General features: G+C 47.8%; 16 protein-coding genes. 7 read left to right on the top strand and 9 right to left on the bottom strand.

Annotated elements, in window-relative coordinates:
• Positions 1 to 31: 31 nt before the first annotated feature.
• Positions 32 to 211 carry a hypothetical protein gene (locus DYA43_RS06375; protein ID WP_020330379.1) on the bottom strand — a complete coding sequence of 60 codons (180 nt, stop codon included), beginning with the start codon at positions 209 to 211 and terminating at the stop codon, positions 32 to 34.
• Between the two features lie 509 nt (positions 212 to 720).
• On the bottom strand, positions 721 to 3,435 hold the full coding sequence (gyrA, locus tag DYA43_RS06370) for a DNA topoisomerase (ATP-hydrolyzing) subunit A (RefSeq protein WP_061056460.1): 2,715 nt from the start codon (positions 3,433 to 3,435) through the stop codon (positions 721 to 723).
• Between the two features lie 353 nt (positions 3,436 to 3,788).
• Here gyrA and ubiG point away from each other — a divergent pair, with 353 nt between their 5' ends.
• The 4 genes from ubiG (at position 3,789) to yfaE (ending at position 8,712) form a co-directional block, all read left to right on the top strand.
• Positions 3,789 to 4,496, top strand: a complete 708-nt coding sequence (ubiG, locus tag DYA43_RS06365) for a bifunctional 2-polyprenyl-6-hydroxyphenol methylase/3-demethylubiquinol 3-O-methyltransferase UbiG (protein ID WP_061056459.1) — start codon at positions 3,789 to 3,791, stop codon at positions 4,494 to 4,496.
• Positions 4,497 to 4,945: 449 nt separating this feature from the next.
• On the top strand, positions 4,946 to 7,228 hold the full coding sequence (nrdA, locus tag DYA43_RS06360) for a class 1a ribonucleoside-diphosphate reductase subunit alpha (protein ID WP_020428565.1): 2,283 nt from the start codon (positions 4,946 to 4,948) through the stop codon (positions 7,226 to 7,228).
• Between the two features lie 72 nt (positions 7,229 to 7,300).
• The gene (gene nrdB / locus DYA43_RS06355; RefSeq protein WP_020330373.1) at positions 7,301 to 8,434 is read left to right on the top strand and encodes a class Ia ribonucleoside-diphosphate reductase subunit beta; all 1,134 of its coding nucleotides are present in this window, start codon (positions 7,301 to 7,303) and stop codon (positions 8,432 to 8,434) included.
• Entirely contained in the window at positions 8,434 to 8,712 is a 279-nt protein-coding gene (gene yfaE, locus DYA43_RS06350) for a class I ribonucleotide reductase maintenance protein YfaE (RefSeq protein ID WP_020330372.1), read from the top strand. The genes nrdB and yfaE overlap by 1 nt, the downstream gene beginning before the upstream one ends.
• Positions 8,713 to 8,780: 68 nt before the next feature.
• On the opposite strand, the gene DYA43_RS06345 is transcribed toward yfaE, so the two are convergent.
• Together DYA43_RS06345 and DYA43_RS06340 are read right to left on the bottom strand one after the other, a co-directional pair.
• Positions 8,781 to 9,029, bottom strand: a complete 249-nt coding sequence (locus DYA43_RS06345) for a hypothetical protein (protein WP_020428572.1) — start codon at positions 9,027 to 9,029, stop codon at positions 8,781 to 8,783.
• Between the two features lie 243 nt (positions 9,030 to 9,272).
• A complete protein-coding gene (locus DYA43_RS06340; protein WP_020428573.1) occupies positions 9,273 to 10,514 on the bottom strand; it encodes a CinA family nicotinamide mononucleotide deamidase-related protein in 1,242 nt (413 codons plus the stop codon).
• Between the two features lie 140 nt (positions 10,515 to 10,654).
• On the opposite strand from DYA43_RS06340, the gene DYA43_RS06335 reads away from it, so the two are divergent.
• The gene (locus DYA43_RS06335) at positions 10,655 to 11,590 is read left to right on the top strand and encodes a DUF3943 domain-containing protein (protein ID WP_206769356.1); all 936 of its coding nucleotides are present in this window, start codon (positions 10,655 to 10,657) and stop codon (positions 11,588 to 11,590) included.
• A gap of 47 nt (positions 11,591 to 11,637) precedes the next feature.
• On the opposite strand, the gene gnd is transcribed toward DYA43_RS06335, so the two are convergent.
• From gnd to DYA43_RS06310, 5 genes are all read right to left on the bottom strand, one after another.
• Complete coding sequence (gnd, locus tag DYA43_RS06330; protein WP_061056457.1) at positions 11,638 to 13,125, bottom strand: NADP-dependent phosphogluconate dehydrogenase; 1,488 nt, start codon at positions 13,123 to 13,125, stop codon at positions 11,638 to 11,640.
• The gene (locus DYA43_RS06325) at positions 13,122 to 13,628 is read right to left on the bottom strand and encodes a gluconokinase (protein WP_020428580.1); all 507 of its coding nucleotides are present in this window, start codon (positions 13,626 to 13,628) and stop codon (positions 13,122 to 13,124) included. The genes gnd and DYA43_RS06325 overlap by 4 nt, the downstream gene beginning before the upstream one ends.
• 65 nt (positions 13,629 to 13,693) lie before the next feature.
• Positions 13,694 to 15,010, bottom strand: coding sequence for a TRAP transporter large permease (locus DYA43_RS06320; RefSeq protein WP_020428583.1), 1,317 nt, complete (start codon positions 15,008 to 15,010; stop codon positions 13,694 to 13,696).
• A complete protein-coding gene (locus DYA43_RS06315) occupies positions 15,003 to 15,560 on the bottom strand; it encodes a TRAP transporter small permease subunit (protein ID WP_020330362.1) in 558 nt (185 codons plus the stop codon). The genes DYA43_RS06320 and DYA43_RS06315 overlap by 8 nt, the downstream gene beginning before the upstream one ends.
• Positions 15,561 to 15,625: 65 nt before the next feature.
• A complete protein-coding gene (locus DYA43_RS06310) occupies positions 15,626 to 16,642 on the bottom strand; it encodes a TRAP transporter substrate-binding protein (RefSeq protein ID WP_020330361.1) in 1,017 nt (338 codons plus the stop codon).
• Between the two features lie 332 nt (positions 16,643 to 16,974).
• Between DYA43_RS06310 and DYA43_RS06305 the strand changes: the two genes are divergently transcribed.
• Both DYA43_RS06305 and DYA43_RS06300 read left to right on the top strand, forming a co-directional pair.
• Positions 16,975 to 17,487 carry a glycine cleavage system transcriptional repressor gene (locus DYA43_RS06305; protein ID WP_020330360.1) on the top strand — a complete coding sequence of 171 codons (513 nt, stop codon included), beginning with the start codon at positions 16,975 to 16,977 and terminating at the stop codon, positions 17,485 to 17,487.
• A gap of 232 nt (positions 17,488 to 17,719) precedes the next feature.
• On the top strand, positions 17,720 to 19,327 hold the full coding sequence (locus DYA43_RS06300; RefSeq protein WP_061056456.1) for a methyl-accepting chemotaxis protein: 1,608 nt from the start codon (positions 17,720 to 17,722) through the stop codon (positions 19,325 to 19,327).
• Positions 19,328 to 19,384 lie beyond the last annotated feature (57 nt).

The following is a 19,384-nucleotide window of genomic DNA, read 5'->3' as shown; positions in this document are numbered from 1 at the left end:
GGTTTACAGAATTTCTCAGAGAATCAGTAGATTAATGGCTTTGCGTTTTCTTCCACACCGTGAGTTCTACCCACACTTGTTCAAGCTCTTTAAGCTCTTCCGCTGTCAAAATAGATAATGTGGGTTTGGTTTGTGGCAGAGAGCACGACTGAAGCGCACTGATTTGTGCGTAAAAGTCCTTCTTAAGTTGTGTAATCACTGAATAGTCCACTGCCTTTTCCTACTGATTATTATTTGTTCTAACGGAATAATATCATTTAAATCAAATTGGTGTCAGTTAAATTTAATTATTGGAATAATTGTCACACTAATTTTTCTAAAGTTTAAATTGAGGCAGGATTATATAAGTGATCATACACTCTTTATTTGATCTTATTTATTTGGATCCTTTCTTTCTATTTCTCTCACTATTCTGTTAATTCGTTATTTAATTAAACATGCCCAAAAACAGTAATATCTCAACATAACCATCTGAAAGTCTTGAGTCACTTGTCGGTTTCATAACGCCGTCCGCTTATACAATCGCGCTTATAGATAGCTAGCTTATTTATTCGATCGAGTTTCAAAATTGACGATCATCAATTTTTATTTACGGATTCATCCGCATTTAATCGATCATCTGTAATAACAAAGTTTATTAACCCAGTTGAGTACTCAACTATTAAAAGAGTTAAGATACAAAAAAGCCGGGTATTAACCCGGCTTTTCTTTTAAGAAGAATTATTCTTCTGTGTCACTTTCAGATGATGTCTCTGGTGTTTCAGAGGATGCTTCTGGTACTTCACTGCCTTCGTTTACGATTTCCGAACCTTCCTCTTCTAAGAATTCAGATTCTTCAATCTCTTCGATACGCTGCAAACCAACTACTTGCTCATCTTCTGCAGTACGGATTAGCGTTACACCTTGGGTGTTACGACCAACGTGGCTAACTTCAGCCACACGAGTACGTACCAGTGTGCCTGCATTGGTGATCATCATGAACTCATCACCTTCGTCAACCTGAACCGCACCCACTACGCTGCCGTTACGCTCAGAGACTTTGATCGAAACCACGCCCTGAGTACCACGGCCCTTCGTTGGGTATTCAGACAAGCTGGTGCGCTTACCATAACCATTTTCTGTTACGGTGAGTACATCACCATCGGTCTTCGGTACGATTAGCGATACCACTTGGTCGCCATCAGCCAGTTTCATACCTCGAACACCAGCTGCAGTACGACCCATAGGTCTTACGCCTTTGAACTTGATCTCTGGCTGGCCATTTTCATCCAGTACAGGTTGACCATTTTCATCCACAACTGTAGTTTCTTCTGATTCTTTGAAGCGAACTACTTTGCCGAATTTAGAGAACAGCATAATTTCGCTTTCGCCATCAGTGATATCTACACCGATCAGCGAGTCTTCGTCACGCAGGTTCAACGCAATCAGACCGTTAGAACGAACGTTTGCGAACTGATCCAGAGACGTTTTCTTCACAGTACCGTCGCCGGTTGCCATAAATATGAACTTGTCGTCACTGAACTCGGTCACTGGCAGAATCGCCGTGATGCGCTCGTTTTCTTCCAACGGAAGCAGGTTCACAATCGGCTTACCACGAGCGGTACGGCTTGCTAATGGCAATTGGTAAACTTTCATACGGTAGGTCTTACCACGAGTCGAGAAGCACAGGATATTATCGTGCGTGTTCGCAACCAGAAGACGTTCAATATAGTCTTCATCTTTCATGCGAGTCGCACTCTTACCTTTACCACCACGACGCTGAGCTTCGTAATCGCTCAGTAACTGGTATTTCACGTAACCTTCGTGAGACAGTGTTACCACAACATCTTCACGTGCGATCAGCTCTTCCAGATCGATATCATGGCTTGCCGCAGTAATTTCAGTGCGACGAGCGTCACCGTAACTATCACGTACAGTAACCAGCTCTTCACGAATCACTTCCATCAGACGTTCTGTGCTTGCCAGAATGTGCATCAGTTCAGCGATCTCTTCCAGAAGCTGTTTGTATTCGTCAAGAATCTTCTCGTGTTCCAGACCGGTCAGCTTGTGCAGACGCAGATCCAGAATAGCTTGCGCTTGTTGCTCAGTCAGGAAGTACTGACCGTCGCGAATACCGTATTGAGGCTCAAGCCACTCTGGACGAGCAGCATCGGTGCCAGCACGCTCAAGCATCGCTGCCACATTACCCAAATCCCAACCACGCGCAATCAGGCCAGCTTTCGCTTCAGCCGGAGTTGGCGCTTTACGGATCAGATCGATGATGTCATCGATGTTGGCCAGTGCCAGTGCCAAACCTTCAAGGATATGAGCACGTTCACGAGCTTTACGCAGTTCGAAAATTGTACGACGAGTCACCACTTCACGGCGGTGATCGACGAAGCACTTCAGCATTTCTTTCAGGTTAAACAGTTTAGGCTGACCATTGTCCAGCGCTACCATGTTGATACCGAAAGTCGTCTGAAGCTGAGTGTTTGCGTAGAGGTTGTTCAGAACCACTTCGCCTACTGCATCGCGCTTACATTCGATAACAATGCGCATACCGTCTTTATCTGACTCGTCGCGCAGTGCACTGATGCCTTCAACTTTCTTGTCTTTAACCAGTTCCGCAATCTTCTCGATCAGGCGGGCTTTGTTCACCTGATAAGGAATTTCGGTCACGATGATGGTTTCTTTACCGTTCTTATCCGCCTCAATTTCAGCTTTTGAACGCATGTAAATCTTGCCGCGGCCGGTTTTGTAAGCATCGATGATGCCTTTACGGCCACTGATCATGGCAGCCGTTGGGAAATCCGGGCCCGGAATGTAATCCATCAACTCATCAATCGTGATGTTTTCGTTGTCGATGTACGCCAAGCAACCGTCAACCACTTCCGTCAAGTTATGCGGTGGAATGTTGGTTGCCATACCGACTGCGATACCAGAGGCACCGTTAACCAGCAGGTTAGGAATTTTGGTAGGAAGAACCGCAGGGATCTGTTCAGTACCGTCATAGTTCGGTACGTAATCCACGGTTTCTTTTTCAAGGTCCGCCAGTAACTCATGGGCAATTTTTGCCATACGTACTTCGGTGTAACGCATTGCCGCCGCGGAGTCACCGTCGATCGAGCCAAAGTTACCTTGACCATCGACCAGCATGTAGCGAAGCGAGAACGGCTGCGCCATACGTACAATCGTATCGTATACCGCACTATCACCGTGCGGGTGATATTTACCGATTACGTCACCTACCACACGGGCAGATTTTTTATATGGTTTATTCCAATCGTTACCCAGTACGTTCATCGCGAACAGCACGCGACGGTGAACTGGTTTTAGGCCATCACGCACATCTGGAAGAGCACGACCCACGATAACTGACATCGCGTAGTCTAGGTATGAACCTCGTAGCTCATCTTCAATGTTTACGGGCGTGATCTCTTTAGCTAGATCGCTCATAGAGCCATTATCCCTCTATAGTTTGATCGGTATATCCAGACAACATAAAGCCCATGCTAATCTCCGCATGAATCACTTTATGCTGTAACACCTGAATATTATTGATACTTATAAGGTGAAAAAATATAACACAAGTTTCCAAGCTTCGGCATCACTTTCCCTCCCCTTTTATCAGGTTGTGACCTTTGTTGTGTATCAAGTGCTGAGAATTTACACATTCCTCCCATATCCAACTGATAAAAGGTTATTTTTTGCTCATCCATTTGGGATTCAAAGATAACAACTGGTGCGAAATGACAACGGCGTTATAATGCCACCTTATTCATGGATGCGTAACACAGGCAACGAATAGCATGACCAAACCGCAAAACGTCGACCCAAATGAAATCAAGAAGTTTGAAGAGATGGCCTCACGTTGGTGGGATCTCGAAGGTGAGTTCAAACCTCTACATCAGATTAACCCGCTGCGTCTGAACTATGTGCTGGAACGCGCTGACGGACTGTTTGGTAAAAAAGTGCTGGATGTTGGCTGTGGCGGAGGCATCCTTGCCGAGAGCATGGCTCGTGAAGGTGCGCAAGTGACTGGCTTGGATATGGGTAAAGAGCCGCTGGAAGTGGCGCGTCTGCATGCACTGGAAACAGGAACCAAGCTGACTTACATTCAGAGCACCATCGAAGATCACGCACAAGACAACGCTCAGGCATACGACGTGGTGACCTGCATGGAAATGCTCGAACACGTACCAGACCCACTTTCCGTTATTCAATCGTGCGCGGCGCTGGTAAAGCCAGGCGGTCATGTTTTCTTTTCCACGCTTAACCGCAACTTTAAGTCTTATCTGTTTGCCATTGTCGGTGCGGAAAGGCTGCTGAAGATTGTTCCGGAAGGCACGCACGACCACGAAAAATTCATTCGTCCTTCTGAACTACTCAAGATGATTGATGCCACTCCTCTACAGGAACAGGCGATCACCGGGTTACTCTACAACCCACTGACTGACACATACCGCCTGGGCGCAAACGTTGACGTCAATTACATCATCCATACGCGTCTATTTTAAGGGGCATTATTCGCTAAAAATCGGTGCTTAAATATCACACTAGGCCACGGATTTTTAGCGTATTTTTTGTGCTCTAGCTTCCACTTTAATCAATTGAAATCAAGGTTGCATTTTTGCCTAAAGATCAAGAATTTTTTTTTCGATCATGGTTATGAAAAAAGCAATATTGAAATGTCGATTTTATACAATCAACTCTGTCCTTTGATCATCAGTGAGTGGCTACTAACTGTTTTTTTTAAATTCGCAAGTTATCCACAAACTGTCCCCGATCTGTAACTTGCAATACCCCCTCGATAGCACTATCTTGTAATGCGAACACTGATGCACCCCTACATATAGTGTTTGGGACACTATATGTAGGGCGAGCTTGATCACAAAGCCGGGATTCACTTTACAAGAATTACACTAAAACACGGCTTTTATCAGTTTTGTTAGGGAAATAAAGCAGAATGAACCAACAACTTACTGTCACCAAGCGTGATGGCCGCAAAGAAAACATCGATCTGGACAAGATCCATCGCGTGATCGCGTGGGCCGCTGAAGGCCTAGATAACGTCTCAGTATCACAAGTAGAACTTCGAGCTCACATCCAGTTCTACGATGGCATTACAACGTCAGATATTCACGAAACCATTATCAAGTCTGCGGCAGATCTGATCTCCGAAGAGACCCCTGATTACCAATACCTGGCTGCGCGCCTTGCTGTATTCCACCTGCGCAAAAAGGCTTATGGTCAATATGAACCGCCAACGCTGCTCGATCACGTGTCAGCGATGGTGGAAAAAGGCAAGTACGATAAGCACCTGCTAGAAGATTACACCCGCGAAGAATTTGAGTTGCTGAACAGTTTCATCGACCATCGCCGTGATCTGGATTTCTCTTACGCAGCTGTTAAACAGCTGGAAGGTAAATACTTCGTACAAAACCGTGTAACCGGTCAGATCTATGAGAGTGCACAGTTCCTGTACATTCTGGTTGCGGCTTGCCTGTTTGCTAAGTACCCGAAAGCGACTCGTCTGGATTACGTGAAGCGTTTCTATGATGCGACGTCAACATTCAAGATTTCGCTGCCAACGCCAATCATGTCTGGTGTACGTACACCTACCCGTCAGTTCAGTTCATGTGTACTGATTGAATGTGGTGACAGCCTGGATTCTATCAACGCGACTGCCAGCTCTATCGTACGCTACGTTTCTCAACGTGCTGGTATCGGCATCAACGCGGGTCGTATTCGTGCGCTGGGTTCTGAAATCCGTGGTGGTGAAGCATTCCACACCGGTTGTATCCCATTCTACAAGTACTTCCAGACTGCCGTTAAATGTTGCTCACAAGGCGGCGTTCGTGGCGGTGCAGCAACGGTATTCTACCCATTGTGGCACGGCGAAGCAGAATCTCTGCTGGTTCTGAAAAACAACCGCGGCGTTGAAGAGAACCGTGTTCGTCACATGGACTACGGTGTTCAACTGAACAAACTGATGTACAAACGTCTGGTTGAAGGTGGCAACATCACGCTGTTCTCTCCTTCTGACGTTCCGGGATTGTACGACGCTTTCTTCCAGGATCAGGACGAATTTGAACGTCTGTACGTGAAATATGAAAACGATCCGTCAATCAAGAAACGTACTGTTAAAGCAGTTGAGATCTTCTCGCTTCTAATGCAAGAACGCGCGTCGACTGGTCGTATCTACATTCAGAACGTTGACCACTGTAATACGCACAGCCCGTTTGATGCGAGTGTAGCGCCAGTGCGTCAGTCTAACCTGTGTCTGGAAATCGCTCTGCCAACCAAACCTCTGGTTAACGTAGAAGACGACAGCGGCGAAATCGCGCTGTGTACTCTGTCTGCTTTCAACCTGGGTGCGATTGAAAAACTGGATGATTTCGAAGAGCTGGCTGAGCTGGTTGTTCGCGCTCTGGATGCGCTATTGGATTACCAAGACTACCCGCTGCCAGCAGCACGTAAGTCAACCATGAACCGTCGTACTCTGGGTGTGGGCGTGATCAACTACGCATACTACCTGGCGCGCCATGGCGTGAAATACTCAGATGGCAGCGCGAATGGTCTGACTCATCGTACTTTTGAAGCGATGCAGTACTACCTATTGAAAGCGTCTGTGAATCTGGCGAAAGAACAAGGTAAGTGCCCGGCGTTCAACGAAACGAACTACGCGAAAGGCCTATTACCAATTGATACGTACAAGAAAGACCTGGATCTGATCTGCGAAGAGCCGCTGCACTACGACTGGGATGCACTGCGTCAGGAAATCATGGAACACGGTCTGCGTAACTCAACACTGACGGCGCTGATGCCTTCTGAGACATCTTCTCAGATCTCTAACGCGACCAACGGTATTGAGCCACCTCGCGGCTACGTATCAGTAAAAGCGTCTAAAGACGGTATCCTGAAGCAGGTTGTGCCTGAGTTCACTCGTCTGAAAGAGAATTACGAACTACTGTGGAACATCGGTTCAAACGATGGTTATCTGCATCTGGTTGGTATCATGCAAAAATTCGTTGACCAAGCGATTTCTGCCAACACCAACTATGACCCAAGCCAATACGAGTCTGGCAAAGTGCCGATGAAGAAACTACTTCAAGACCTGCTCACTGCGTATAAGTTTGGTGTGAAAACGCTGTACTACCATAACACTCGTGATGGTGCGAAAGACGATCAGAAAGATGCGGTTCAACCAGCAGATGACGATTGTGCAGGCGGCGCTTGTAAGATCTAATCAGATTCGAACTTTCACTTAATGATTTGCATGCCCTTCGCTCACGCGAAGGGCCAAACGGATGAAGGCACAATGGCTTACAGTACTTTTACTCAAAAAAAGAATAACCAACTTAAAGAACCTATGTTCCTTGGTCAGCCAGTTAACGTGGCACGTTATGACCAACAGAAATACGAAATTTTCGAAAAGCTGATTGAAAAACAGCTTTCTTTCTTCTGGCGTCCGGAAGAAGTTGACGTATCCAGCGACCGCATCGATTACGCGAAGCTTCCAGACCACGAGAAGCATATTTTCATCTCGAACCTGAAATATCAGACTCTGCTGGATTCGATTCAGGGTCGCAGCCCGAACGTGGCTCTGCTGCCGCTGGTTTCTTTGCCAGAGGTCGAAACCTGGATTGAAACTTGGTCGTTCTCAGAAACCATTCACTCTCGTTCATATACTCACATCATCCGTAACATCGTTAACGATCCGGCGATTGTGTTTGATGACATCGTAGAGAACGAGCACATCATCAAGCGCGCAAAAGATATTGCACACTTCTATGACGATCTGATTCAGGCTACGAACGACTACCACCGTTTTGGTGAAGGTACGCACGAGCTGAACGGCGAAACAGTCACTGTTAACCTGAATGACCTGAAGAAGAAACTTTACCTGTGTCTGATGTCTGTCAACGCGCTGGAAGCCATCCGTTTCTACGTCAGCTTTGCATGTTCATTCGCGTTCGCTGAGCGTGAACTGATGGAAGGTAACGCGAAAATCATCAAACTGATTGCGCGTGATGAAGCACTACACCTGACCGGTACTCAGCACATGGTCAACCTGCTACGCAACGGTATGGATGATTTTGCATTCTTGCAAATTGCTGAAGAGTGTAAACAAGAATCTTTCGATCTGTTCAAGCAAGCTGCTGAGCAGGAAAAAGAGTGGGCATCTTACCTGTTCAAAGACGGTTCAATGATCGGTCTGAACAAAGATATCCTGTGCCAGTACGTTGAATACATCACTAACATCCGTATGCAGGCGGTTGGCCTTGAGCCAGCATACCCAGGTGCAACCAGCAACCCAATTCCATGGATCAATGCTTGGTTGTCTTCTGACAACGTACAGGTAGCACCACAAGAAGCGGAAATCAGTTCATACCTTGTCGGCCAGATCGATAACGAAGTTAGCTCAGACGACTTCGAAGGTTTTGAACTGTAATGGCGAACATCAAAATCAACAAAATCGTCAACATTGAATCTAACCCGTCTAATACGCTGCTGGAAACCATGGAGCAAGCTGGGTTAGATCCAGAGTACAACTGTCGTGACGGCCACTGTGGCGCATGTCGTTGTACCCTACTTTCAGGTGAAGTCGAATATGTTGGTTTTGCGATGGCTTATACCGAGAGCAACGAAATATTGCCGTGTATTTGTAAAGCTAAAACGGCTCTGGAGCTGACCGACGTCAACTACCGAATCAAAGCCAAACGCGCGTAAATCATAAAGACAAAAGCCAGAGCAGTGCTCTGGCTTTTTCATTTCTGTTCCGTTGTAACGGTATCGTTCTATTCCATCAGCCCACCAAACAGAATTTCATCTGCGGTTCCCATGGATACGGACTTATTGGCGATCTCACGACCGTCGTCATCAAATAGAGACAAGCGATATCCCTGATAACTCAGGTTATTGTTATCTACCGGTGCATGAAGCCATAACGACACAACGTCACGATGGACGCTACCAAGTGCTTCTCCCAAAATCACTTTTTGACTTGCCACCTCATACCAAACCAAAATTCTTGATTGATGGAACATACCAGCCTCCTGCCGAAATGGTTCAAACGAGATTTCAGTGTACAAATAAAAAAGTGCTAAAGACGGCTCATTTTTAAGACAAAATCGGGAGGGCCACGGAAATCAGGCGCTTAACAATTAGACGAATTTTGAATAGAAGGAAATGGTCAAAAGAGGTTTGGTAATAAGCAAACAAATCATCTGCTTATTACCATTTAACGAACAACGTTTTATTTTATATGCAATTACGCGATATGAACTTAACTATCCATTCAGCACATTGGCAGGCAGATACAACTCTTTTACCGTCAACACTGAACCATATTTAGCCAGCACGGGTTTACCGGAGAGATAGCGGCGCAACATGTCTGCCGCAACGGTGCCTATCAGCTCTTTTTGCTCTTGCTGGCTGTATGTGCGGCTGAACTTCAACAATTGCCCCCATTCACCTTGTGGAGCCGACAGCGCCACACTGAACGTGCCTTCACTCAACGCGCCCGTCACAATCGCCAGATCAGTGCTGCATTTGTCTTTGGTTGCTCCTGCAAGTGCAAATACGGCTGCCAGCGGGTCTTTCTCACCAAGACCAGCATCGGTACGATGGCTCAGAATCCAGCTATGACCGCTCAAGCGCTCAACCTGTTCGTTGCTCAATAACCAATTTGACAGCCAGCCTTTGGTTGCCTGCTCGGCGATCGACAGTGACAGACCTTTTTCTTCAATCAAATGACCGATGTGCGCCAACATAGGTTCATCAACGCTGACAACATGCTGTTCAAGATGTGAATAAATCAGTTGCAGCAGTTTAACGCGTGTCTCCAAATCGTTGCGCGGCCCAAACAGCTTCACCTCAATGAAGGGCAAGTAAGAGCGGTAGCCCAACACGTAGTCTTTTGGTAGCTGAAGTTTATCCAGTTTATCGGAGATACCGGATTCAGACGTCCCGAAGGTATAAAGGCGACTGCATTCAAGCCCAGCCTGATTTGGAAAAAGTGCATGCAGGTCAGGCAGAATCTGTTCACTGACCATACGTTTGAATTCTTTTGGTACACCCGGTGTGAAATAGAACCAGCAATCATTAATCTGCATTTTGAAGCCGCAGGCAGTGCCGATCGGATTATCAATGATCGTTGCTTTTTCAGGTAACATCGCTTGTTTAATGTTGCTCTCTGGCATTTTCACCTGGCGCTGCGCGAAAAAGGCCTCCAGCACTTTCAACCATTCAGGGAAAAGAACCAGTTGTTGTTCGGCGGCCTGTGCAGCGGCGGCGGCGCTTAAGTCGTCGGAAGTCGGTCCTAAACCACCATTCACGATAACGACATCACTGTTGAAGCTGAGCATCATCAGCTCTTCAACCAAAGCCGATTTTTCATCCCCTACCGTCGAGCGTTTAGAGAGCGAGAAACCACTTTCAAAAAATTCTCGTGCCAGCCAAGCGGCATTGGTATCGGTGATGTCACCGTGCAGTACTTCCTCACCAGTACTTAACATCGCTATTTTCAGCATATCTATGACCTTATTTGGGTTCTTTGTGACACCATTCTTTGGCCACTATATCGTTGAATGGCCCAGTATCTCTATCAGTTTTGTGTCAATAAGCGATTTGATTATTTTCATCCCCGCTACTTTAATAGATAATTGTGATACTGATCATTATTATAAAACAACGTCTTGGAGCTACCGTGTCAATAAAACGCATCACTGCATTGATGTTATCGTTACCCGCTTGTGCCCACGCAGCACAATACGATATCAGCCCACACATCGAATTATCCTACTCGGTAGAGTGCCAAACCGTCAGTTGCAACAACGAATCTCCATACCGCTATAAAGCGGTTTCACCTCTGGCAATGAACTTGGATGGTGAGCAAGAGCTGAAAGTGGATGAACCTGCACTCCCCCGCTACCTGACGCCATCTGATACTAAAGATTGGGATTACCTGAAAGATCAAACGTATACCATTCTGGGTTTGAGTGTCGTGACCGTTGGTCTGATGACACTGCTGCCAGAGTCCATCACCAAGTGGGATGAAGATGACCGTAACCTGAGCGGTTTGGGGCAGAAATGGTGGGACAACGTTTCTCAGGGACCGACCTGGGACCGAGACGAGCACTACCTCAACTACGTCATGCACCCCTATTTTGGTGGTGTATACTACACTGCGGCGCGTCATGCCGGTTTCAATGAGTTTGAGTCATTTCTTTATTCAGCGGCAATGTCCGGGCTATTTTGGGAATACGGGGTTGAAGCTTTTGCAGAAGTACCGTCGTGGCAGGACCTTTTTATCACTCCATTTTTTGGTGCCGTGGTTGGTGAAATGATGTTTGAGGCAGAACAGGACATCGTGGATAACGGCGGTGAAGTTTTGGGCTCTGAAAGCGTCGGTAGCGTCACCCTATTCTTCTTAAACCCGGTCGGTCACATTCACGGATGGGTGAGTAACGCCTGGGGCGGTTCAGCCGAATTCCAGTTTGAAAGTAATCCATGGTTTGGCAATCAGGATGCGGCCAAGTTTGCCCTCGACTCAGGTGCGACTTACGACACCCAGTTCATTGGCGCCAGTTTTAAAGTGACGTTCTAATTTATCCGAGTTGTAAAAAAAGCGCCTGTAGGCGCTTTTTTATTGGCTTAACGTTCTACCTGCTGGCGATGTTGTGTTTCCCACAGCAAATGAAACTTCTTGCCTGCCGGCTGATCAACTCGAGCGTACGTATGCGCCCCGAAATAATCGCGTTGCGCTTGAAGCAGATTGGCAGGCAGCACTTCGCAGCGAAGCGCATCGTAATAACTCAGCGCAGACGTCAGACTCGGCATCGGAACTCCACTGAACATCGATTGAGCTGCAATTTGACGCCATCCCGGCAGTCTATCTGACAATGCAGAGGCAAACTCAGGGGCAAGCAACAGATGCTCTAACTCTGGCTGAGACTGATAAGCCATCGCAATCTGATGTAGGAAACCCGCTCGAATAATGCAGCCTGAGCGCCAAATGCGCGCGATATCAGCAAAATTCAGTTTCCACCCTTCTTTGTCTGACGTAGTTTTCATCAGGTCAAAGCCTTGCGCGTAAACCGCGAGCTTAGCGCAATAGAGCGCTGATTCCAGATCACGCAGAACGGTATCCAGACAGTAGTCAGCGATCATTGTCTGCGCAGGCAGTTGTTTACTGGCTAACGAACGGCGCGCCTTGTTTGCGCTCAAGGCACGAGCAAATACAGCCTGAGCCAGGCTTGGCGCCGGGCAACCGGTTTGCAAGCTGTTCACCGCCGTCCACAATCCGGTACCTTTTTGTTCGGCGGTATCAAGGATCATATCAACCAGCATCGCACCTGTTTGCGGATCTTGTTGTTGCAGAATATCCGCACTGATTTCCATCAGGTAGCTATTCAGAACGCCCTGATTCCAGCCTTCGAACACCTGACCAATCTCTTGTGCCGACAGCGTCATCACGTCACGCAGGTATTGGTACGCTTCACAAATCAGCTGCATGTCCGCGTATTCAATCCCGTTGTGCACCATTTTAACGTAATGGCCAGCACCTGCAGGCCCCAGATATGCGGCGCAAGAGTCACCTTGTTGATGGGAATCAATCGGTTTACCAGCAGCATCGACTTTTGCAGCAATGGCTTGCCACATTGGCTCGATGAATGCCCACGCTTCTTGATCGCCGCTTGCCATAAGAGACGGGCCGTGACGCGCACCTTGTTCTCCCCCAGAGACGGCGGTGCTGAAGAAACGTAAACGGCCCGTATAAACGTGTTCGCGACGTTCAGAATCCGTCCACAAGCTGTTACCCGTATCGATAACAATATCCTGAGGTTCTAAACCCGCATCCAGTAACTGTGTGATCACTTGATCGACGATATCGCCGGCCGGAACTGAAAGTGCAATCACCCGCGGTTTATCCAGCAAACTCAACAGATGAGCTAAATCATCCGCCGCGGCAAACTGTCCTTTGCCTGCGATCGTACTCAGAGACGCCGCTTCTTGCAGGGTGCGTATTCGATTCGCCTGATTTAAGTCGTATCCGGCAACCTTGATCCCGTGATCAACCAAATTCAGTGCCAGGCTTTTGCCCATCACACCCAGCCCGATCATGGCGATTTGGAAACTCATAACTTGGCTCCCAGTTGGCTAATCGCGGTGAGTGCCTGAGCCACCACGTCGTCCAGTGATTGAGAAATATCGACAAAGATGGCCTCTCCAGCCTGCGGCTCAACCAAGGTCGCGAACTGGCTTTTCAGCATCTTTTCACCCTGAAAGTAGTGGTCGGAGCGCTGTTTAAGGCGTGACCAGATGGTGTCGTAATCACCCTCTAGGTAAACAATCACCAGCTCTTCGTTGTTGGTGCGCAAAATATCACGATACTCTGGCTTAAGAGCCGAACAGGCAATCACTGCCGATTCTTGCTCGATAAAGAGGCGATTTAAAGTTTGCAGCCAGCCGTAGCGGTCTTCATCCGTCAGAGGAATCCCCTGACGCATTTTTTCTACATTTTGTTGTGGATGGTAATCGTCACCATCAAAGAATTTCAGGCCCAGCGCTTCGGCAATTTTGCTACCAATCGAGCTTTTTCCGCAGCCAGAAACCCCCATCACTAATATTTTTCTTGGTTTCATAGGACAATACTTCCCTAAGGCCCCACAGAATGGGGCCGCTCTACAAAAAAGTTATATCGCTTGGTTTATTGCCACCACATTGCCAACTGAGGGAATGCGATAACCAGAGCCAGCACGAAAATCTGCATGAAAATGAACGGGATCAGCGAGGTAAAAATCAAACCCAGACTGATGTCTTTCGGCGCCACGGACTTGAGATAAAACGCGGCCGGGCCAAAAGGTGGCGACAGGAATGACACTTGCATGTTCAGACAGAACACCACGCCGAACCAAATCGGGTCAAAGCCCAGATTACTGATGATTGGTACGAAAATAGGCATTGTCAGGAGTGCAACACCAACCCAGTCGAGGAACATCCCCAACACCAGCAGAATCACCATCATGATGAGCAGTGTGGCCATGGCGCTACCGCCAGACAGAGCCAGAATGGTTTCTTCAACGAAATCAATACCGCCCATCAGGTTGTAAACCCCAACTAACGCGCTCGCACCGATACCAATCCAGATGATCATCCCGCAGGTACGCATCGTCGCGACGGCGCTATCTTTGAGCATATTCCAGCTCATTTCACGGCGGATGATGGCACTGATCATAATGCCCACAACACCCAAAGCTGACGCTTCAGTGACGGATGCAATACCGGTGTAGATACTGCCCAGTACAACCGCCACAGACAGCAGCGGGAAAAACAGTGCTTTAAAGTAATTCGGATGTTCTGTTTCTTCTTCCAGCTCTTCTTCAAAGCTTGGAGCCAGAGAAGGATTCAGGTAACAACGCACCAATACGTAAGCGATGTAACACGCAGCCAGAATAAACGCGGGCAGGAAAGCAGCTTTAAACAGGTCGCCAATCGACACGCTCGCGGTCATACCGTAAATAATCAGAACGATACTCGGTGGCAGCATGGTGCCCAATGCGCCGCCTGCACACGTGGTACCGATCGCCAGTTTGCGGTCATAACCCAAGCGCAGCATTTGTGGCAGCGCGAGAATACCCAGCAGTACCGTTTCACCGCCGATAACGCCAGACATGGATGCCAAAAGAACCGCAACCAACAGCGTCTGAACCGCAACACCACCGCGCACTTTACGACCGACAGACTTCATGGCATCAAACAAGTCGCGAGCGATCCCTGAGTGATCCAACATCGCCGCCATCAGAACGAACATAGGAATGGCTAGGAAGATGTAGTCAGAAGCAAAGCTGTACATACGGCTGGTTACCAGTGGAATTGCATCCACACCAAACCAACCCAGAGTGAAAAAGATAGCGACAAAACCAGTGACGAACGCCAGCTGCATACCCGTGAGCAGCAGGCCGATCATCATCGCCAGCATCAGGAGGCTGCCCCACTCAATACCAATTGAAGAAAGATCAAACATCGTGTTTATTCCTCAGGGCTTGAATCTCTTGAATCAAATGCAGCACAAACTGCACGACCAGAATCACTAACGTGATGAAGATAACGGCTTTCAGAAGTGCCGGATACGGAGGGTTAAACGCCGAACCTGAGGTTTCCAGACGCATCTCACCCCATGGAGCAAACCAGGACGCTTCTACCGTAACGTAAGAGGCGTACGCCATCATGCCCGCAAACGCGAGACCGACAATGTGATGCACCAGATTCAGATAATGTTTAGTGCGACGCGAAACGTGATCGTAAATCAGCACTACACGCACATGTTTGTCGGCTGCCATCGCATACACACCGCCAAACACAAACAGTGTTCCGCCAACAAAGGCAGCAGTTTCATGTACCCACGTTGTTGGGGCGTTGAACGCGTAGCGCATCACTACTTCATAAAAGGAAATCGCAACCGTGAACAGAAACAGCAAGCTCAGCGCGTTGCCCAGACGCAGAATCCAGCGATCCAGCGCGTTTTTCGGCTGCTCATCATGGATAGACGCAGCAGGTAGCTTATTCTCGCTCATAACGAACTCTTGTTTAAAACGAGAGGGCAAAACTGCCCTCTCTCAAATGAAGGAAATAGCGGTAATTAAAGTAGGTCGTTGTTTTCCAGGAACTGGGTTACAGAGTCATACACTTTCTGTGCATTTGGAGAACGCTCTGCAAACACTTTCCATTGGCTACGTGCGATTTCGCGGAATTTCTTGCGCTCTTCGTCTGACCAGTTGTGAATCGTAATTTTCGGATTTGCGCTCGCTTCTTTCACTGCCGCCTGGTCAGCAATTTTCAGCTGAGTGGTGATGTCATAAGAGAAGTCGCGTACTGATGTTTCCAGAATCTGTTGCAGATCCGCTGGCATTTTGTCCCATTTCTTCTGGCTGATTGAAATATCGATCAGTGGCAGAGAGTGGAAACCAGGCTGAACTGGATGCACCGCGATGTCGTTCATGCCCGCTTTTTGGTTGGTCGAGAACACGGTATAGTCCGCCGCATCGATAACACCTTTGCTCAGGCCAGTAAATACTTCAGAACCTGGTAGGTTAACAGGCGTTGCACCGGCTGCAGCAAATACCTGTTGAACCAGACCTTCCGGCGCACGCAGCTTCAGACCTTTCAGATCCGCCACACCATCAAGAGGTTTTTTCGATACCAGAGATTCAACGCCCGTTGTCGAGGCACCGATGAAATGCACGCCGTATGGTTTGTAAAGTTCCGTTAAAAGTTCGTTACCACCGCCGTAGTTCATGTACTGAAGCAACTGGGTTGTGTCAGACCAAGCACCGACCATGTTACCCAGCAGACCAAACGCAGGATCCTGACCTGAGAAAAACTCCGTCGCGGTGACGTGACCATCAAGAATACCCATCTTGATAGCGCTCAACGTTTCCGTGTGTTTGACCACCGCACCCACTGGCAGTAAATCGATATCGATACGACCACCCGACATTTTTTCGACACGGTCAGCCCAGTTTTGTTGGATTTGGAAGTTGCGGTCACCTGATGGGTCAGAAGACTGAATCTTGAGTTTGAAATCCGCAGCCATTGCAGACATGGATACTAAACCTGTCACCGCGGCAGCGATAAGCGTTCTCGTCATAGCTTTCATTGAATCGTCCTTAAGAGTTTCACGTAAAAACCGGTTTATGTTTTTATGTTACCGGTAACTTGCAGGGTGAATGTTACTGGTAACTCCTATATTGTGTCCATGAGATCGATCACAGCTTTTAAACAATTATTAACATCCCTCTCAACAACAGATGCTTTCTGATAACCTCACCTATAAATCACTGTTTCAATGAGCCAAAATTGTGCTGAGGTTTGAAATATTGAAACTTGCCCCATTCCGTCCTCCAAAAAATTGACTTTCATCAATCCCCGACGCCTCACAACACCTAAACTCATAGAAAAGGATGACCAAGGTGAAGTTTGGAGGCCGTTATGACTTGTACTTTTATTGTAAATTTTGTGGGCACAGCAACGCCGTCCACCATTAAACAACTGGCCGCTATCACTCATGAAAATGATGGTAAGTGGCTAATCAGCAAAGTAAATTTCATTGAAGATCAAGTAGCTGCGGTGATTAAGGTTGAAATGCCGCTCGCTAAAGCACAAGTCGTCAAAGAAGCATTCCAGTCCTACCCGGATCTACTGGTACAAATAGTAGACTGCGATACGAAACCGCACAAAGAAGACACCATTTACCAGTTGCGGTTAGATGCCAATGATCGCTACGGCATCGTCAACGAGATTACCCACGTGCTTGATAGCCAAGGCATCAGTATTCTCGATATGGACTGCCAACGCGTATTCATTGCCGGTGGCGGCGGTGTGAGTTCCAGTTTGTTCACGGCCAATATGGCAATTCGCCTGCCACCAGAAATAGACATTGATGATGTCGCCAAAGAGCTCGAAGCCCTGAGTGAAGACACTCGGGTCATTCTGGAAGCATAACAACACACAAGAATGTATCGATGTTCGGGAGGCCTGTGGCCTCCCTTTTTATTTAGTGTTTTATTTAACCCGTGAATATTTTTCTTGAAGCAGCTAACAATCTTGCTTGATGCGGTTGAATTCTCGTACTTTTCTACCACGCTTAAAGCGGGATCTCGGTCCCAACATAATTCCAATAAATAACAGTCCGAAACAAGAACAGCGTACATCAATTGGTTGGGTAGGAAACGTCATGTTGAAGCTTAAGAACATTAGGGTCAGCTATAAGCTGGCTATTATTCTATTGGTTGGCATCATAGGGTTTGTCAGTCTGTTATTCATTGCCGCCACAGCATTGAAAAACAATTTAGTTGCCGAGCGTGAGGCACGCCTCAATGCCGTCATTAACACCACACTTTCCCAGATAGCCTATCTGGAAAAATCACAGCCTAAACAACAAGCTCAGGAAGCGGCGAAAGCCCTGATCAATTCAGTCCGTTTTGATAGCGATAACTATCTGTTTGTTATTGATGAGTCTCGTCAGGTGGTTGTTCATCCTTTGCGCCCAGATCTGGTGGGCCAGCAAATGGGCAATGATCGAAGCGGCGAGGACAGCTTCTGGTACACCATGGTTGATTTAGCCAGAGGCGGTCAACATGGCGTACTCACCTACTCTTGGAAAACCGCATCTGGCAAAGAAGCAGACAAACTTTCCGCCGTTCATGGTTTTGCCCCATGGGGATGGATTATTGGTTCAGGGATGCTGCTGGATGATATCGAACGAGCGGTCGAAAAACAGTTCTGGAACATGGCCGTCGCCACTCTGATTGCCATTATCGTTATGGCTGTTTTTGGCATTGTCATTAGTCGCGCGATTGTGAATCCTCTCGAACAAATCAAAGATTCGATGAAGAAGGTGGCCCAAGGGGATCTGACAGCCACCATACCAGTTGAGGGTAACGATGAAATCGGCATTGTGGCACTTCGTATCAACGAAAGTGTCGCGTCGATGCGTGAGGCGTTAGTGGAATCGGTCAAATCTGCCAGTGAAGTCGCTGAGGCAGCGATTCGTATTGCCTCTTCCGCCGAGGAAACCAGTCAGGCTGTTGTGAGCCAGCGCGATCAGCTCAGTCAGTTGGCAACCGCGATGAATGAAATGAGTGCGACCGTCGCTGACGTTGCAGGTCACGCAGAGGAAACGGCTCGAGACACCATGGATGCGAGTACAGAAGCTGGACTGGGTGACAAAGATGTGCACTCCAGTGTCGACAGCATTAAGGCGTTATCTCACGAACTTGAGTTGGCAACGGAGCAAGTGAATAAGCTCAAGGAAGGTGTCATGCAGATCAGCGAGGTCACAGCGGTTATCAGTGGCATTTCAGAGCAGACTAACCTGCTGGCACTGAACGCAGCGATTGAAGCCGCCCGGGCAGGTGAACAAGGACGAGGCTTTGCCGTAGTCGCAGATGAAGTGCGCAATCTCGCGAGCCGCACTCACCACTCGACCGATGAGATTCAAACCACCATTAATCGTCTGCAACAATTGGCCGTCACAACGGCGACTGCGATGCAGAAGAGTCAAGAGCTTGCCTACAACAGCGTAGAACGCGCTGAAAATGCGGGAAGCGATTTGTCACTGATCGTCAATCATATTCAACATGTGAGCGACAAAGCGACACAAATCGCCACTGCGGCGGAAGAGCAAAGCGCAGTCGCTGAAGAGATGAACCGCAATGTCAGTGGTATTAATGATGCCGCGCTTGAAATGTCGCAGGCGGCGAACTATCTGGCCGAAGAGAGTGAAAAACTGGCTGACCTGTCACGCCAACTGGATGACAAACTTCTCCACTTCAAGCTTTGAATCCGCACAAACAAAAAATCCACCGCTAGCGGTGGATTTTTCTATTCATCAGCAATC

The sequence above is a fragment of the Vibrio fluvialis genome (assembly GCF_900460245.1).
GTDB classification, from domain to species: Bacteria; Pseudomonadota; Gammaproteobacteria; order Enterobacterales; family Vibrionaceae; genus Vibrio; species Vibrio fluvialis.
This window is presented reverse-complemented; position numbering and strand designations above follow the sequence as displayed.

Excerpts from the sequence above, each read along its gene's own strand:
- gnd (WP_061056457.1), bottom strand. The coding sequence starts at position 13,125 with ATGAGTTTCCAAATCGCCATGATCGGGCTGGGTGTGATGGGCAAAAGC.
- nrdB (WP_020330373.1), top strand. The coding sequence starts at position 7,301 with ATGGCTTACAGTACTTTTACTCAAAAAAAGAATAACCAACTTAAAGAA.
- DYA43_RS06310 (WP_020330361.1), bottom strand. The coding sequence starts at position 16,642 with ATGAAAGCTATGACGAGAACGCTTATCGCTGCCGCGGTGACAGGTTTA.
- DYA43_RS06300 (WP_061056456.1), top strand. The coding sequence starts at position 17,720 with ATGTTGAAGCTTAAGAACATTAGGGTCAGCTATAAGCTGGCTATTATT.
- yfaE (WP_020330372.1), top strand. The coding sequence starts at position 8,434 with ATGGCGAACATCAAAATCAACAAAATCGTCAACATTGAATCTAACCCG.
- DYA43_RS06325 (WP_020428580.1), bottom strand. The coding sequence starts at position 13,628 with ATGAAACCAAGAAAAATATTAGTGATGGGGGTTTCTGGCTGCGGAAAA.
- gyrA (WP_061056460.1), bottom strand. The coding sequence starts at position 3,435 with ATGAGCGATCTAGCTAAAGAGATCACGCCCGTAAACATTGAAGATGAG.
- ubiG (WP_061056459.1), top strand. The coding sequence starts at position 3,789 with ATGACCAAACCGCAAAACGTCGACCCAAATGAAATCAAGAAGTTTGAA.
- DYA43_RS06345 (WP_020428572.1), bottom strand. The coding sequence starts at position 9,029 with ATGTTCCATCAATCAAGAATTTTGGTTTGGTATGAGGTGGCAAGTCAA.
- DYA43_RS06305 (WP_020330360.1), top strand. The coding sequence starts at position 16,975 with ATGACTTGTACTTTTATTGTAAATTTTGTGGGCACAGCAACGCCGTCC.
- DYA43_RS06340 (WP_020428573.1), bottom strand. The coding sequence starts at position 10,514 with ATGCTGAAAATAGCGATGTTAAGTACTGGTGAGGAAGTACTGCACGGT.
- DYA43_RS06320 (WP_020428583.1), bottom strand. The coding sequence starts at position 15,010 with ATGTTTGATCTTTCTTCAATTGGTATTGAGTGGGGCAGCCTCCTGATG.
- DYA43_RS06315 (WP_020330362.1), bottom strand. The coding sequence starts at position 15,560 with ATGAGCGAGAATAAGCTACCTGCTGCGTCTATCCATGATGAGCAGCCG.
- nrdA (WP_020428565.1), top strand. The coding sequence starts at position 4,946 with ATGAACCAACAACTTACTGTCACCAAGCGTGATGGCCGCAAAGAAAAC.